This window comes from Vulcanisaeta moutnovskia 768-28 (assembly GCF_000190315.1).
Taxonomy (GTDB): domain Archaea; phylum Thermoproteota; class Thermoprotei; order Thermoproteales; family Thermocladiaceae; genus Vulcanisaeta; species Vulcanisaeta moutnovskia.
This window is the reverse complement of record NC_015151.1, coordinates 1,905,798-1,921,653: the sequence shown is the minus strand read 5'-3', so window position 1 is coordinate 1,921,653 and position 15,856 is coordinate 1,905,798. Positions and strand designations below refer to the sequence as shown.

At 42.3% G+C, this 15,856-nt stretch carries 16 protein-coding genes; 10 read left to right on the top strand and 6 right to left on the bottom strand.

The window, feature by feature from the left end; genetic code table 11:
* The first annotated feature begins 33 nt into the window (after positions 1 to 33).
* The gene (locus VMUT_RS10105) at positions 34 to 1,494 is read left to right on the top strand and encodes a type II/IV secretion system ATPase subunit (RefSeq protein ID WP_013605316.1); all 1,461 of its coding nucleotides are present in this window, start codon (positions 34 to 36) and stop codon (positions 1,492 to 1,494) included.
* Positions 1,491 to 2,321, top strand: coding sequence for a type II secretion system F family protein (locus VMUT_RS10100; RefSeq protein WP_013605315.1), 831 nt, complete (start codon positions 1,491 to 1,493; stop codon positions 2,319 to 2,321). Before VMUT_RS10105 ends, VMUT_RS10100 begins: the two co-directional genes overlap by 4 nt.
* 82 nt (positions 2,322 to 2,403) lie before the next feature.
* Here the strand turns inward: VMUT_RS10100 and VMUT_RS10095 are convergent, their stop codons facing one another.
* Positions 2,404 to 2,739, bottom strand: coding sequence for an AbrB/MazE/SpoVT family DNA-binding domain-containing protein (locus VMUT_RS10095; RefSeq protein ID WP_308507372.1), 336 nt, complete (start codon positions 2,737 to 2,739; stop codon positions 2,404 to 2,406).
* 269 nt (positions 2,740 to 3,008) lie between these two features.
* Between VMUT_RS10095 and VMUT_RS10090 the strand changes: the two genes are divergently transcribed.
* The 3 genes from VMUT_RS10090 (at position 3,009) to VMUT_RS10080 (ending at position 5,741) form a co-directional block, all read left to right on the top strand.
* On the top strand, positions 3,009 to 4,514 hold the full coding sequence (locus tag VMUT_RS10090) for a hypothetical protein (protein ID WP_158304814.1): 1,506 nt from the start codon (positions 3,009 to 3,011) through the stop codon (positions 4,512 to 4,514).
* A gap of 365 nt (positions 4,515 to 4,879) precedes the next feature.
* Positions 4,880 to 5,212, top strand: a complete 333-nt coding sequence (locus VMUT_RS10085; RefSeq protein ID WP_013605312.1) for a hypothetical protein — start codon at positions 4,880 to 4,882, stop codon at positions 5,210 to 5,212.
* The gene (locus tag VMUT_RS10080; RefSeq protein WP_013605311.1) at positions 5,205 to 5,741 is read left to right on the top strand and encodes a hypothetical protein; all 537 of its coding nucleotides are present in this window, start codon (positions 5,205 to 5,207) and stop codon (positions 5,739 to 5,741) included. The genes VMUT_RS10085 and VMUT_RS10080 overlap by 8 nt, the downstream gene beginning before the upstream one ends.
* A gap of 38 nt (positions 5,742 to 5,779) precedes the next feature.
* Here VMUT_RS10080 and VMUT_RS10075 read toward each other — a convergent pair whose 3' ends face one another.
* The 4 genes from VMUT_RS10075 to VMUT_RS10060 form a co-directional block, all read right to left on the bottom strand.
* On the bottom strand, positions 5,780 to 5,968 hold the full coding sequence (locus tag VMUT_RS10075; RefSeq protein ID WP_048057028.1) for a hypothetical protein: 189 nt from the start codon (positions 5,966 to 5,968) through the stop codon (positions 5,780 to 5,782).
* Positions 5,965 to 6,159, bottom strand: a complete 195-nt coding sequence (locus tag VMUT_RS10070; protein WP_048057027.1) for a hypothetical protein — start codon at positions 6,157 to 6,159, stop codon at positions 5,965 to 5,967. Before VMUT_RS10070 ends, VMUT_RS10075 begins: the two co-directional genes overlap by 4 nt.
* Before the next feature lie 665 nt (positions 6,160 to 6,824).
* Complete coding sequence (locus VMUT_RS10065) at positions 6,825 to 8,393, bottom strand: YncE family protein (protein ID WP_148224739.1); 1,569 nt, start codon at positions 8,391 to 8,393, stop codon at positions 6,825 to 6,827.
* 448 nt (positions 8,394 to 8,841) lie between these two features.
* Entirely contained in the window at positions 8,842 to 9,456 is a 615-nt protein-coding gene (locus tag VMUT_RS10060) for a phosphoribosyltransferase family protein (protein WP_013605309.1), read from the bottom strand.
* A gap of 178 nt (positions 9,457 to 9,634) precedes the next feature.
* Between VMUT_RS10060 and VMUT_RS10055 the strand changes: the two genes are divergently transcribed.
* From VMUT_RS10055 to purT, 5 genes are all read left to right on the top strand, one after another.
* Positions 9,635 to 10,690 carry a formate--phosphoribosylaminoimidazolecarboxamide ligase family protein gene (locus VMUT_RS10055; protein ID WP_013605308.1) on the top strand — a complete coding sequence of 352 codons (1,056 nt, stop codon included), beginning with the start codon at positions 9,635 to 9,637 and terminating at the stop codon, positions 10,688 to 10,690.
* Positions 10,691 to 10,698: 8 nt separating this feature from the next.
* Positions 10,699 to 11,703, top strand: coding sequence for a formate--phosphoribosylaminoimidazolecarboxamide ligase (locus VMUT_RS10050; RefSeq protein ID WP_148224852.1), 1,005 nt, complete (start codon positions 10,699 to 10,701; stop codon positions 11,701 to 11,703).
* An 83-nt stretch (positions 11,704 to 11,786) separates the two neighbouring features.
* Complete coding sequence (locus VMUT_RS10045; protein ID WP_013605306.1) at positions 11,787 to 12,059, top strand: phosphoribosylformylglycinamidine synthase subunit PurS; 273 nt, start codon at positions 11,787 to 11,789, stop codon at positions 12,057 to 12,059.
* Positions 12,052 to 12,723 carry a phosphoribosylformylglycinamidine synthase subunit PurQ gene (gene purQ / locus VMUT_RS10040; protein WP_013605305.1) on the top strand — a complete coding sequence of 224 codons (672 nt, stop codon included), beginning with the start codon at positions 12,052 to 12,054 and terminating at the stop codon, positions 12,721 to 12,723. The genes VMUT_RS10045 and purQ overlap by 8 nt, the downstream gene beginning before the upstream one ends.
* Positions 12,723 to 13,919 carry a formate-dependent phosphoribosylglycinamide formyltransferase gene (gene purT, locus VMUT_RS10035; RefSeq protein WP_013605304.1) on the top strand — a complete coding sequence of 399 codons (1,197 nt, stop codon included), beginning with the start codon at positions 12,723 to 12,725 and terminating at the stop codon, positions 13,917 to 13,919. The genes purQ and purT overlap by 1 nt, the downstream gene beginning before the upstream one ends.
* Positions 13,920 to 14,214: 295 nt before the next feature.
* On the opposite strand, the gene purD is transcribed toward purT, so the two are convergent.
* Complete coding sequence (gene purD / locus VMUT_RS10030) at positions 14,215 to 15,690, bottom strand: phosphoribosylamine--glycine ligase (RefSeq protein WP_013605303.1); 1,476 nt, start codon at positions 15,688 to 15,690, stop codon at positions 14,215 to 14,217.
* Between the last annotated feature and the right edge of the window lie 166 nt (positions 15,691 to 15,856).

Below are 15,856 nucleotides of genomic sequence, written 5' to 3'. Positions count from 1 at the left end.
AAAGATTTATAACCCAGAATTGAAATTATTCCCGTGACCGAGAAAGACATTGAGTTAATTGATGAGTATGAGATTATTAAGGGATTGGTTAATGTAGTTATCGTTAGAGATAGAACCACTGGGCTTTATTTGTATAACGTGATTGAACCAACACTTAGTGATAATGCAAGTAAAGTACTTATGAAATCCAGGGAATTACTCAGAATGAGCGATAAATTGCCGGAGGGTAATAACGTCGAGGTCTACTTAAGGGCATTGATTAATGAGACAATGAGTAAGTTGAGGATTAAGTTAGGTGATGATGAAATAAGAAACGTTATGTATTACTTGGTGCGGGATACCGCAGGTTATGGTAAAATTGACCCATTAATTAGGGATGATTATACTGAGGACGTTAATATTAATGGACCCAATAAGCCCGTTTATGTATGGCATAGTAGATATGAGCACTTAAGGACTAATATTACCCTAAGTAACGATGAGTTAAACAGCCTTGTCGTGAAGATTAGCCAGAGGGTTGGTAAGAACGTTAGTTCGGCATACCCAATACTGGAGGGGTTATTGCCAGAGGGACTCAGGGTTGAACTTGGGCTTAAGGATATCTCGCCTTATGGTTCCATAATCACCATTAGGAAGTTCAGGGCTAATCCCATAACTGTTATTGACTTAATAATTGATGGCGTCATTAAGGCTGATGCGGCAGCAACTCTATGGTTTATGCTTGAGAATGGTATAAACATGGTCATCATCGGCCCGACTGGTGCAGGTAAAACGACACTACTTAATGCATTGCTATTCCTTATAAGGCCCGAGGCTAGGATTGTGACTATTGAGGATACTAGGGAGATAAATATACCCCATGAGCAGTGGGTTCCATTAGTAATTAGGGAATCCGAAACGCCTGGCGTTCGAAATGTGACAGCGTACGAACTCGTCAAAGTCTCAATGAGAATAAGACCTGATTATTTAGTCGTTGGCGAATTAAGAGGTGAAGAGGCCTATGTCTTCTTCCAGGGATTAGCCAGCGGCCATACTGGCTTAACCACAATACATGCTAGTTCCCTGAACGCTGCCGTGAGGAGACTGTTGTCTAGGCCAATGAACGTTCCGCCAGCCTTAATACCACTGGCCAATGTGTTCATATTAATTAATAGGGTAAAGGTGAGCGGCAGAATCGCTAGGCGTGTGATCGATATTAGTGAGTTACTTGATGTATCGAGAGACGGTTTAAGGGTTAATACGTTGTTTAGGTGGAGTAAGGATAAAGATGATATCATTAAATTGAGTGATAGTGCCTTAATAGCCGATTTAATTAGGATGGGTAAGGTATTGCAAGAGGAAGTGGATGGAGAACTTAAGAGAAGAACTGAGGTAATGGTAGCTATGGCGAAGTATGGGTTTAGATCACCGGAGGCTGTTTTTAGGGTTACTAGGAATTATTATGTTGATCCAGAGAGAACGCATAAGACCGTGATTAGTGGTGAACTACCTTGATTAACCCAATAAGGGCTTATAGGCATTGGGTTGGTGGTTACGTTAATAGGCTTCATATGCTTAGTGGTTATGATTTCAATAGGGATTTCGTAATCGTAATAACCACGTACACTCCATTCATCATCATTGCATTAATAATGGCTTATGTACTAATACCAATAATTACATTAAGGGATATTCTGCTCATTGTAACAACTGTATTACTCATTGATTACCTATCCGTGCTTGTGTATATGAATGCCAAGGTTTACGTGAGGACAAGTCACTTTGAGAGGTACCTAGCTAATACGCTGATGATCATGACACCTCTAGTAGCCAGTGGTGTGACACTTGAGGAGTTAATTGACACCTTAGCCATAATTGAAAGAGACCCATACATAGCCAGGGAATTTAAAATAATACTTAAGGATGCTAGGGAGGGGGGTATGGATATACTTACGGCACTAAGAGCAAGCCTTAATCGTGTCCCATCAAGAACCTACAACGAAGTCTTCAGTCTCATTACTGAGACCTATCTAATCAGTGCTAACCTAGCCGACATACTAATGCTTAAGCTCGAGTATTTAGTTAGAAATAAGTATAATAAATTAAGAAGTGCTACCCAGGTACTTAGTTTATTTATGGAGGTATATTTAGTCACAGCATTACTCTTACCGATATTACTCGTGCTTATTATAGTTACAATATCGCCATTAGGACCTATATACCTAGGATCTATTACTTTAAGTCCAACACTTGTTCTCTTAATAACTACATTAATATACTCACCAGTGATGGGTTATGTGATGTACCTACTAATTGATTCTACAATATCCTCAATAGAATAACCGAATTTAATAAAGCCAACCCAAGAATGTTGGACTGTCTACTGATCGATTTTAAATCAAGGCTATTGCATGTTATCAACAATCATCCAATGGGATTAGTCTTAGCTTCAATCTCGGTCTTTGTTTCCTTCGCCTGTTTTGGTTTTATTGCCAGTATTTCTATTTCATCTAGTGGCTTTATTCCGTACTTCTCCCTTATTTCCCTTGGTATTGTGAATTGCCTACTGGCGGTGTGCCTAGTCCTTAGGAGTTTAGTGTTGTTTATGACTATGGTATCATCACCATGCCTAATCGTTACGTCAGCATACCTAACCCACTCAAAACCAAGAGCCCTAACCAAACTAACCGGCAAAAGGACTTGACTATTAACGTAGATCTTAGTCCTATAGGGAAGTTCATCAACTGGCTTCGCCCTCATAATGTACCTATACATTCAATCCCTAATATAAAAACTCTAAGCATGAAAATAACAAAGAATTGACGGCAATATGGTTAATAATACTGCTAAGTCCTCATACCTCTGTTAAATGTGACAAAGAGATTTCATCCCAATTTGTTGGTATCGTAATTAATCGTTACCCATATTCCTATGCCAATTATGAAATGACCAATCTTTATTTGGTTGAGTCTTAACCTATTTTAGAAAGAGTTTATTGGTTTTTAAACTCAATCAACTTCTAATTAATGATGGGCGGGCAGTCTAGCGCAATCGAGTTGGTATTAATACTATCTGTGATACTGGCCAGCATAGTAATATTCCTACTGCTAATACCCAATTACTCCTATTCGGCTGGTTCTGAGGTTAATATGTTCCAGCTCAATGCAATGGCTCAATCACTGCTTCAGTACATTGTTACGAGCCCTGGGAACCCAATTTATTGGGGGCTGAATGCAAGTCAAATAACGTCCTTTGGATTAGCCGAACCAAATCAACCATACCACCTAGACCCATTCAAGGTAATGGCTTTGGTCTATTGGGACTATGTTAATGGTCTTGTGCCAAGCCCAGTACTCGCCAATAACTCCTGCCTACTGAGCCAGATTAGTGGTGTTGGTTTTAGGAAGTACCTGAGCCAGTACGGCATTGGCGCCATATCCATAAGCAATTCCTGGCTCTTCATACCATCAACTCCCACGGGCTGGCTAATAAATTATGACGAGGTTAAGGAGTTGCTGGGTCTCGGTGGGGATTACGACTTCATGCTAGTGATAACTCCGGTCCTAAACATAACAGTCACTGGATTTCCACCAAGTGGCCCAGGGGGATTCAACCTATACATTAGGGTTTTGGGTTACGGCAGTGATTCGCCGGTTAGTGGTGCAAGCGTTAGTATTCAGTACTTCATAACTGACCAGGCTGGTAATGACTTGGCATGTCAATACGGCATATTGACACCATGTACACCAGCACCAAGCACAGTGTCATTACCGAATTCATCAACCTTCACAATAATAATAAGTAATCCACTCGTTATTGAGGGTTCTGAAACATCAATGACAAATGCGAGTGGCGTTGCGGCATTCACACTGCCAATGGCTTATGATGGGGATAACACGTACTTCCTCATAATAACGGCGTCAATAGGTGGGCTCTCTGACTACACGTACTACCAATACCCAGCCCAATCGGTGCCACTACTCACTGTGGGTATCCTACCAAGCGGTAGCAATTATAACTCGGTGATCTTCGTAGACCCACACATACTCAGGAACTGCCTTAGCAACATTGGTGTCCTCCAGAACCCGGGCTCCTCAGCCCTCGGCCTTAGGATAATAGCTGTCTACAGGAGCTTGTACGGGTACTCATTCGAGAGCCTAAACTTCACGTTGAATCCCGGTGGTGGTTCTCACTCATACCCAATACCATGCAGTGTGTTGGCCCTATCCAACGCCAATGACTACTCAACCTGCTACTGGAACCTACCCAACACTCCAATGATACTCATAGCCAATGTTGTTAGGAATTCACAGGGTCAATCACCGGGAGTCCCAATAACCCAGACAGTGATCATACCCTACGGATCATGGCCAAACTATCTAATGGATAATGGACCAATAGTCTTCGGTAAATCCATAAAATACGCACCGGTGAGCACAGCGAGGGCCCTAGTCTACATTGGTGATTCCGCGTATTACATAACACTCTACCTATACTATAAGGGCGATGTTTATGGCCCTATGAATCAGCAATAATCGTCATCGTAACATCTTAGGCTCGACACTGTACAATATGAATTGATGCATTCGCGGTTTTTATGGAGATCTCAGACTAGGATTGCGAGGAGTGTGATTATTGGAATTAGCATTTAGGGCTATTATACCCCACCACTAAGGTACCCGCTTGGGTACCTAAATAACAATCAACTCTTTCTAAAATAAATCCATGGCAGTATGAGAAATATGTGTCATACGTAATTAAGTGTTACTCACCGTACGCACTCTTTTGTTATTGAGTCAATCCTCTCATTTCATTCTTTTCAATTTAACTAAATAACACGCACACTCTTTGCCAAGGCCATAGGAAAAATTTTTATTGGCAATTGAATTCTAGAAAGATAATGAACGGGCCTAAGCCCATAAATGGGCTCCCCTATAGAATAAGGGTCTATATCAATGGCCAGGTATTGATACCGGCCAGTGTTGTTAGGCTATTAGGTATTGAGTGGGCTAGGTATGCTAGGGTTATTATTAGGCATAGTGGCAGGGTTATTGAGTTGAGGAGGGTCCTACTGCTCAAGACTAGGAATACCGCCAGCCGCCAGTTCACAATACCGAGGAGCGTTAGGCTCTTATTCAACATTAGGCCTCTCGATGAGGTTGAGGTTTTGTCAATAAGCCCGTTGAGCAGTGATGAGTTTGAGGAGGAGTTTAGGGTGGTTAATCATGGTTAGGGTATTAATCAATGGCCTAAACACGGCGTGCTCTGGCCCTGACAATGCTGACTTCATTAATTACTGGTGCACGGTACTAAGCGGCTTTAGGGGGTTCGACCTAGTCTTTGAGGATCCAATAACCGACATTGCCTGGATAGTGCTGAGGCCAAGCCTTGGTATTGATGTCATCACCTGGATAATAGAGGATTCGGGGCTTGAGGAGTACTTCGACACCACAATAATAACGCCAGGGTGCAACACCCAGGGCGCAGTTATTTTAGTGCCTAGGGAGCCACTGAGGCTAATGGAGTTCTATAGGCAGGAGGTGGTGGGCCTAGGCTCCATAAGGTGTGCAGCGCCGAGTAAGGAGTCGTTTAATGCTTGGCTTAGGATTGTTGATGGATTGGTGAGGAGTGTGGGCATTGAGAAATTAACTAAGTACGCAATAGATGCCTTAAGCCGTGGCAGTAAAGACGTGAGCAATCAAAGTCGGCTCAGGAATCTAGGCGTTAATAGGCGTCGTGGTAGGGCGCTGGCACGCACGTAACACAGCAATCTACCCAGCACAACCTGGTGGATTAATACCTATGGCTTAATGGGTTGATACCTATCAAGCACTCTGTATATCCTTACCCATGTGTATATTGATTCCGCACCGGCCACGTAGTGACCCCTAATGAGTCTGTATGGGCTTGCATAACCAATGTGCACGAGGTATGCGTAGTAACTGTTTAACTTAGCCCAAACAGCATTAGATTTCTTCGAATCCGTCACAAGTATGTTAATGGCGAGGGCAAACCCCCATTCCTTGAGTCGCTGAGCCGCCAATTCATAATAATCCTCGTTATGAACTCCGCATAGTCATTGATTAGAGATTTATCGTTGTATGGTGGCAGTGCCATAGCCCTAGCCACAGGTAGGATGAACTCGCGGATAAAACCATCGACAACAAATTTAACCCCCACATAAATAGAAACTACAGTGAGCACTTATAACAAGTACTTATTATAAAGAGTGCAGACGTAGTAATTGTTAAGCAGTGACAATGCATGCAGTGGGGTTATCACTAAGAACATAATTATGAGCAGTTTACTAAGAGTATTAATGCGGATATAACAATCTTAATGAATAGTGCGTATAGCCCTGCGTAAAACCTAGCCCTAAACAAAACTCCTCTCTTTATAAGCCAAAAGTATTCCTCCCTTATTTGGTAGTAATAAATCAAATAGGCCTGTACCTAAGAAAATAAAATTCACGGGCTTTGTATTTCCCTGCAGAAAATGAAAAAGCATGCGGAATACCATGAAACTGTGCCTAGTCATTTATAGGTTAAGCAGGGATCGTGAGTATTACTTAAACACGATGATTTAAGCCGAGGATTATTGAAGAGGACCTTTGGGGCATTGTTATGCTAATTATTACCATAATCCTTAATACTTATTATTGTAATTGCTAGATTGTACGACCTACTTACCGCATTACTGCTCTCAATGTAGCCTTGGATTCGAATTAATACTAGTACCTAGTCTATTTATCGATACTATTACCTCTTAATTTTTCTGAATTTTAAGTAAGATTGTTCATTATATTTAAAATTAAATAAAAACCATAATAATTGCAAAAAACTTTTTCACTTCCTTATTTTTCTTCTTATGTAAATTAATAGCCATGAGATAATTAGTATGATTATTAGAATGATTATGATTAATAATGTTGGTGTGAAACTCAATACCTGTGGAGTGTTAGTACTAGGGTTTTTCGAGAATGTTAATTCTACGGTTGTATTACCCGTTATGTTTATTTTTCCTGAGGATGGTGTTGCTATGTAGTTATTTGACGTGATCGTGTATGTGTACATACCAGGTTTTGTTATGAATGCTATCTCATTTGTCGTTGATGACTTTATTACCGAATTCATAGTGACTGACCACTTCGTCCCCGCTGGAAGCCCCGTCTCTATAAACGTAACCGTATAGCTCAAAGGTAATGTTATTCCTGGGGATAATACAGTTATTATGCCAATCCTTGGATTTGTAACATATACATAGTCATTGTATGGATTATACAAGGCGCTATTTGGCATACCGCCAGTGACTATTGTATTGACTATGGTCGTTCCATTCATTATTGTTATGGACCCCGACAGGTAATTAATCACGTACACAAAGCCGTTAGTCTGATCATAAACATCGGGTACTGGGAAGGTTCCAGTAGTTATATTGGCAATAATCCTAGTACTGTTTATTACTGTCACAGAGCCATTCTCATACGGTGGAGAGAAGGAAATAACATTACCCACATAAACATAGCCATTTGATGGGTCATAAAGCATTATGTCTGGGTTATGGCCTGTAATTACATTAGTAACTAGGTAAGTGCCGTTTATTACTGATACGTAGTTTGAATATAAATTACTAACGTAAACATAACCATCCTCTTGATCATAAACCATATAGCTTGGGTATAAACCAACGGTTATGTTTGCGATTACCCTGGTATCGTTTATCACGGATATAGTGCCAGGTAGCATGCGCCCTTCCTGGGAGTAGGGATCCGAATTGCTAACATAGACATAATCATTCTTGTAATCAAGGACCATGTACGTTGGGTAAATACCTGTCGTCAAATTTGCCACAACCTTAGTACCATTGAGCACTAGGACTGTGTTAGAGCCGGCATCGGCAATGTAAATATAATTGTTCAAGTCATTAAGTAGTATATAACCAATCCTCGGGGCTGCAGTTATATTGGCAATAATCACCGTTCCATTAATCACGGTTACATAACCAACCACCGGTATCTGTGATGGCGACCTATAACCATTAGGCATACTTACATACCCATACTTATTGCTGGTCACGTATATAAGCCCATTAGCCGGGTCATAAAGTAATGCACCACTTGCCGTGCCAGGCAGGGAGATACTGGCAATTACCTTAGTACCATTTATCACGGATATACTCGTATTATTCGCAGTAATTGAATATGGGATCACGTATATATACCCATTTTTCGGATCAAAGATTGCGTTGCTTCCAAAGCCCTCAGGACTACCTCGCCCAATGGTTATGTTAATAATTAGCCTTATACCATTGATCACATTTACAGTTCCAAGTTCAGGGTTAATGGCATATACATAATTATTTAATGGATTATAAATCATGTACATGGGGTCGCCACCCGTGGTTATATTAGCCATAATAATGACACCACCAAAAACCTGTTGTGGCACCAATAGCAAGGAAATACCCACTAACATAAAAACGGAAAGAGAAAGACCAATTATATGCTCCATCTAAATCACCAGCAACATGTAATAAATATACTAATAAACCTTTTTACTATCAATAAAAATAATTATTGCAATAAATAAAATTATCATTTAAAGAAAATAAAAATAATGATTCAATGCAGTACCCAGTAAATAACGCCTCATGTGATATCCAACTCCCCTACGCCATCATCATAATACTCGCCAGAAGAGACCAATAGATCTCTTCTCAGTAAGAACACATTACAAACCATCCTAAGAGATCCATATGCCTGACGCGCCTAATTGAATGCGCTCCATGTTAATGTGTCACAATAATATTGTTCTCTTACCACTAACATGAATGCGCTACCACCCATGAAACAACTACTACCTATCACTCAATGAATATAGGTAACTCACCTATATATTGAAACTCATGTTCGTCGATCCACGGTCCCTCGACCCATATAACCGCCTTACAGATAATATTGGCATTGACGATCTTAATAAGTCTTTCCAAAGTCCTCATGGTACTTCCTGTTGAAATAACGTCATCAAGAAGGCAAACCCTACGTCCCCTTAAACGCATTGTTGATACGGAATCAAGTACTAATCGTTGAGGCTTTCTTGTCGTTATTGAACTTACATCAACGCTTATATAATCACTCATGTAGGTCTTAGTGTCCTTACGTACGATTATGAAGTGATTAATCCCTAGTTTCTTTGAGACTCCATATGCTAAGGCCACGGACTTTGCCTCGGGCGCAACAATAACATCTGGGTTAAATGGCCCTATAAGTCTTGCCAATTCCTCTGAAATAACACCAATAAACTCGGTGTCACCAAGTACTAAGTCTGCGTCTGAGGCTATGTATGCCCCAAACCTCTCATTATTAATTGTAACATACCCGATATAGACCACAGGCAATTCCCTTTTGAGGCCCATAATCTCTATGGGATGGACCATCCTACCATCATACTTAATAACTCGTTTATACGTCGCTAACATTAGGTTGGTTATTTCAAGAATTATTTAAATATTTTTCTTATCTCTCGGTATGTAATATCGTTATTGTTTAATCATTTTATTAAATAATTTATTTAATGATTTATTTAAATAAATAACGATATTACTCCGTGTGTATTGGTGAATAATATTTATAAGAATTTTTATAACAATAAAGACAATGCAGGGTTACTCCATAGCCGTACTGGCTAGCCATTCGGCCCTTGACGTGCTTGATGGTGCTAGGGATGAGGGTTTTAGGACAATAGCCGTTGCCAAGAGAGGTAGGGAGTTACCTTACCGCGAGTTTTCCATTATTGATAGACTCATCGTCCTTAATGATTTTGTGGAGATTATAAATAGTGATGTTATTGCATTACTTAGGCAGGAGAACGTGATCTTCGTGCCTAATAGATCATTCGCGGTCTACGTGGGTTATGATAACATTGAGGGTAGATTCCCAATACCAATATTCGGCAATAGGTACCTACTGCGTTGGGAGGAGAGAGTTGGTCCACACAATTACTATAGGTTATTGGATGAAGCTGGCATTAGGAGACCGAGGACCTTTAATAGCGTTGATGATGTGGATAGGCCTGTCATGGTTAAGCTACCTGAGTCTGTTAGGAGAGTTGAGAGGGGCTTCTTTATTGCCAGGGATAGAGATGATTTGTTAAGGAAGGCTAGGCGATTGTCCGAGAGGGGTTTAATCAGGCTTGAGGACCTTAGTAACGCATCAATAGAGGAGTTAGTGCTTGGTGCTCATTTTAACGCCAATTACTTCTACTCAAGGGTTAGGGGTAGGCTTGAGTTGCACAGCTTCGACAGAAGGATTCAGAGCAACCTTGATGGTGTATTTAGACTTCCTGCAAGGGATCAATTGGACATCGATGCCGATGTTAGGTATATAGAGGTTGGGCATGAAATGGCTACGATAAGGGAAAGCCTACTGGAAAGAACCTTTGAAATTGGACATAGATTTGCCGAAACAACCCAAAGATTGGTTCCACCTGGTGTAATAGGTCCCTTCACACTACAGTTCATGGTAACCCCTGAACTGGACCTGGTGGTTTATGATGTGGCGCCCAGGATTGGCGGCGGCACGAATATATACATGGGGATTGGCTCACAGTATAGTAAGTTATACTTTGGTAAGCCTATGTCAATTGGTAGGAGGATTGCCATTGAGATTAAAGAGGCTACCGAACAGGGTAAGCTTGAGGAGGTGATTACATGAGTGTGAACATTGAGTCAATAATAAAGGATTACGACTTAGATAGGGTCAGCATAGCCACAGTGGCCAGTCATACGGCACTGCAGATACTTAGGGGCGCCAATAAGCTTGGTTTTTACACGATAACCGTGGCCAAACCATCAACGGCCTGGTTCTACAGGCATTTCGGTTTTATTAATGAGGTTATTGAGGTTGATTTCAGTGATTTTGAGTCAGTAATTGATCACTTAATTGAGAGAAATACCGTGTTTATTCCACACGGTAGTTACGTGGAGTATATCGGTTGGAGGAGAGCAATTAGCATGCCAATACCGACCTTTGGAAATAGATACTTGATTAAGTGGGAGTCTGACCAGAAATTGAAGATGAAACTCCTAGAGCGTGCAGGGATACCAATACCCAAGTCATTTGATGACCCAAGCATCGTGAATAAACCAGTCATTGTTAAACTCTATGGGGCAAAGGGTGGCAGGGGCTACTTCATTGCCAGGGATAGGAACGAACTCATCAGAAGGTTGAGTAGTGTTAAGGAGGACTTCATAATGCAGGAATACGTTATTGGAGTACCTGCCTATTATCACTATTTCACATCAAGAATGCATGATAGGGTTGAGATCATGGGTATGGACATTAGGTATGAGAGCAATGCTGATGGTAGAGTCTTTGGACTTGAAGAGCCCACGTTTGTGGTCGTTGGGAACTTACCAATGGTCCTCAGGGAGTCATTATTGCCCACTGTACAGAGGTATGGAGAAGACTTCGTTAAGGCAGTGTCTGAATTGGTTCCGCCAGGCATGATTGGTCCCTTCAGTCTCGAATCAATTATTAAGGATGACATGAGCATAGTGGTTTTCGAGTTCTCTGGTAGGATTGTAGCCGGGACAAATGTATACATGGGCATTGGAAGTCCATACTCAATTCTTTACTTTGATAAGCCTATTGATATGGGTGAGAGGATTGCCATTGAGATTAGAGAGGCCGTGAACAGGGATAAGTTAATCGATGTCTTGACTTAGGTATTGTTTAATTATTTTATTAAATAATAAACGAGAATTATTAAGGAAAACCTTTAAATAATATTTAATTATTTGTTTAATTAATGAGCAATGCAACAAGCAGGTATTTGGTACACGTAGCGATAGTCCTTAAAGGTTCACGTGATCCCGAGGGTGAAACCATACATAGGAGCCTCGTTATCACTAACGGGTATAACAGTGTTAATAGGGTGATTAGTGGTAAGTACCTGGGCTTTCTTGTCGAGTCTAGAAGCGAGATGGAGGCCATTAAGTATATCGAGGAACTTTGCATGAAAGCACGTATTTACAATCCAACAGTCCATAAACTACTGGTGCTAGGTGTTGAGGGTGCCTAGGATTGCTGTGATTAGGTTTCCAGGCACTAATGGTGATCTCGACGTAGTTCACGTACTTAGGAACGTTGTTAAGGTTGATACGGAGCTTATTTGGTACGATGACTATAAGCATGGTATTTATGACGCGGTAGTTATTCCTGGGGGTTTTAGTTATGGAGATTGGTTGAGGGCCGGAGCGATAGCGGCCAGGTCCCGGGCAATGGGGGAGGTCGTTATGGATGCTGAGGATGGCGTGCCTGTACTTGGTATTTGCAATGGTTTCCAAATACTGGTTGAGACTGGTTTATTACCTGGGGCATTACTGCCCAATGATCCGCCCAGGTTCATAGCTAGGTGGATTTGGGTTAGGATTAATGATGTTAAAACGCCCTTTACAAAGCTATATGAACCAGGCGAGGTAATATCGATGCCGATTGCCCACGGTGAGGGCAGGTACTTCATAGACAGTATTGATGAGACTAGGGCCGTATTCACATACTTCGGGGAGAATCCCAATGGTTCGGTTGCCTCGATAGCGGGCATAGCGAATTATGATGGTAACGTCCTTGGCCTAATGCCTCATCCAGAGAGATCTGCAGAGTCCGTATTAGTACCAAGGAGATTCATAGCAGGTGGCCTTAAACTCTGGCTTAGTCTCAAGGAGAGCCTTAGGGGTGGTTGGTGATGAGTTTCGGTCCACCATTACTTGAGGACTCTAGGAAGATAATGCTGTTGGGTAGCGGTGAGCTGGGTAAGGAGATGGCCATTGAGGCTCAGCGCATGGGTGTTGAGGTCATAGCAGTGGATAGGTACGACATGGCTCCAGCAATACACGTTGCCCATAGGAGGTACGTGGTGAATATGATGGATGGTAACGCCATCAAGGCGCTAGTACGTAGGGAGAGCCCCGACGCGATAATCGCCGAGATAGAGGCGATAAACACCGATGCGCTCCTCGATCTTGAGGAGGAGGGTTTCAGGGTCATGCCTAACGCTAGGGCGGTTAAGGTGTGCATGAATAGGGTCGAATTGAGGAGGTTGGCTGCGGAGGAGCTTCAATTACCAACAGCCAGGTACTTCTTTGCCGAGGATTTCGAGGACGTGAAGAAGGCGTGCATGGACCTGGGCTTCCCCTGTCTATTGAAGCCAGAAATGAGCTCCAGCGGCCACGGCCACGTGCTCATTAGTAAGTACGAAGATGTTGAGCGAGGATTCAAGGACGCATTGACCCACGCGAGGGGTGGTGGTAGGAAGGTTGTGGTTGAGGAATACGTGAGAATTGATAGGGAGTTAACGGTGTTGACGTACAGGTACCCTCAGGGTAATAATGCGGTTACCGCCACGATACCGCCAATAGAGCACCAGAGACCTGAGGGTATCTATCACTATGTCGAGTCCTGGCACCCATCCACGGTGAGTAATGACATTATTGAGAGAGCCAGGGAATACGCCATTAAACTGGTAAATAAATTAGGAGGGCTTGGGATATATGGTGTCGAGATACTTATCACTAGGGATGGCAGGGTACTGTTCAGCGAAGCATCGCCGAGACCCCATGATACCGGTCTAGTTACGTTAGTTAGCACCGACATAAATGAGTTTCAAATACACGTGAGGAGCGCCTTGGGACTACCAACACCCGAGGTCAAGCTGGTAACACCTGCGGCCGCCCACGTAATCCTCGCAGAAACCGAGGCTTGGGCACCAAGGATCACTGGGCTTGAGGAAACGCTAAGAATACCCGGTGTCCAGGTTAGGTTGTTTGGGAAACCCTTCGCCTATAGACATAGGAGGATGGGCATCGTCCTGGCCACGGGAAACACTGTAGAGGAGGCTAGGGAAAAGGCTAGATTAGCAGTATCACTAATTAAAGTGAGGTAACAAAGTTAAGATTCAGGTTAATTTTAAAGTAAAAATTATGTAGATAAGGAAAAAGAGAAATTCGGCTGTATTTGTACTTCTGGAGTATGAATGGACTAAGTATATGAATAGGAATGTTAAACCCGTGAGAAGGAAAGCCATATCTCTGGATGTTACGCTCTCCACCTCTCGAGTAGTAATCATGCAAGCGCTATGCTGGGTATGGTAAAGGCTATATCAAATTAGACCGGTGTTATCTGAATGCTTTGACTATGCATCCAGGACTTTATAAGAAGCAACAGTATTGATCATGCCATTATGTGTAATCATAAACGGTGATTTCACCGCCGGGCACCCAATCAATTCTTATCTTGCCCAGTCCATGGTCTCTCCTCCACTTATAGACAGTTCTGATACGCTCAGCATCCTTGATCCTCCTCTCAATCAGTTCCTCGCTACCAATATCACGCCTATGCATTAATTGCCAATCAAGTGACTTAATATGGGATATACAATTCTCAATCTTTTCATAGGTCTCTCCATACGTGTTACCCATGGCAAGAACCTCCACCGCTCTCGAGCTCAGGGTCTTGTAAAGTCCACCTTCCTCAATAACCGACCCAAAATAAACCTCGCAGCCCATTCCTCTTATTCCATCCATGTCAATGATCATTGATTTACCACGGGCTAACCCCCTATTGTGGGGATAACCCATTGGTGCCACAGCCTTTGAAATAGTGACAATCCCCTCCTTAAATGAGTACTTAACACTTGATAACCTACCCTCAATGGCGGCCTCTATTATTTCCAGTAAATCACCATTGAGCATTGCCAATGCGTTTAGTGCCTCAGGATCGCCGAACCTACTGTAGTACTCAATGAGCGTAGGTCCATATATTGTGAGCATGAACTGTCCACTCAATACACCAACATACCTAGGCCCAATCTCACGTTGTAATGCATTAAGCGTTCTCCTCACTATTTCAATGCTTTCCTCATATTCCTCCTGGGTTAGGAAGGGTAATGATGGACCTGGACCCGCTATGGCGCCCATTCCGCCGCACTCAGGGCCTATATCGTGATCGAATACATGTGGGTGGTCCTGAATTGGCGGTAGCGCGATAATAGATTTACCATCACTTATTACCTGTACTGTGTACTCAACACCTGTTACGGCTTCCTCAACGACAATAAGTTCATCAATATCGCCATAGGCAGCCATATCCCTGGACACCGTGAGTATCTGGGATACCTTAGCCTCATTGATGCCATCCCTAAGATAGGCCAGTCTATCCCAAAATACCCTAACGCCCTTACCACCGCTCTGCCTGGCTGGCTTTATCGCAACAGAACCTGCGTTGGATATATACTGAAGCGCCTCATTGATGTTCCTAAATGCCCTAAAGGCGATCCTACCTGGTATTCTGTACTTCCACATTAAGGCCCTTGCAAAGGCCTTGCTTTGTTCTATCATGGCTAAAGACCTTGGAACCCCAAAGGTTGGTATACCAAGTTCGACGGCCTTATCAGCAACGCCCGCGAACTGAGGTTCCTCGGGCCCAATAACCACTAGGTCCGGGTTAACCCTATTAACGGCATTAACCAAGCCCTTCTGGTCCAGTTCAGACTTCACTAACTCGCCGCCACTACTCTCGACAATCCTCCTAATCCCTGGATTTTCATGTGTAACCAATGCACTGATCCTGGGTTCATGAACGCTTAAACTAAGTTTAGCGGCCAGGGCGTGCTCCCTGGCTCCATCACCCACAATTAGTACCTTGCTCCTTATCATAATTGATTAAATAATCGCGTTACAGCCTTAATAATTGTTTCCCTTAAATTATTCAATTAAATTATTAAACATATTATTTAAATAATTATTTAAATAATACAGGAAGAAATTACCAATATAATTCAGGGTATTTATTTAATTAATTAAGTAAACCTTAAATAAACAA

Bases quoted from the DNA above. Each gene is read 5' to 3' on its own strand.
- VMUT_RS10085 (WP_013605312.1), top strand. From the start codon at position 4,880: ATGAACGGGCCTAAGCCCATAAATGGGCTCCCCTATAGAATAAGGGTC.
- VMUT_RS10065 (WP_148224739.1), bottom strand. From the start codon at position 8,393: ATGGCTAATATAACCACGGGTGGCGACCCCATGTACATGATTTATAAT.
- purT (WP_013605304.1), top strand. From the start codon at position 12,723: ATGAGTTTCGGTCCACCATTACTTGAGGACTCTAGGAAGATAATGCTG.
- VMUT_RS10080 (WP_013605311.1), top strand. From the start codon at position 5,205: ATGGTTAGGGTATTAATCAATGGCCTAAACACGGCGTGCTCTGGCCCT.
- VMUT_RS10095 (WP_308507372.1), bottom strand. From the start codon at position 2,739: ATGAGGGCGAAGCCAGTTGATGAACTTCCCTATAGGACTAAGATCTAC.
- VMUT_RS10045 (WP_013605306.1), top strand. From the start codon at position 11,787: ATGAGCAATGCAACAAGCAGGTATTTGGTACACGTAGCGATAGTCCTT.
- VMUT_RS10055 (WP_013605308.1), top strand. From the start codon at position 9,635: ATGCAGGGTTACTCCATAGCCGTACTGGCTAGCCATTCGGCCCTTGAC.
- purD (WP_013605303.1), bottom strand. From the start codon at position 15,690: ATGATAAGGAGCAAGGTACTAATTGTGGGTGATGGAGCCAGGGAGCAC.
- VMUT_RS10060 (WP_013605309.1), bottom strand. From the start codon at position 9,456: ATGTTAGCGACGTATAAACGAGTTATTAAGTATGATGGTAGGATGGTC.
- VMUT_RS10090 (WP_158304814.1), top strand. From the start codon at position 3,009: ATGGGCGGGCAGTCTAGCGCAATCGAGTTGGTATTAATACTATCTGTG.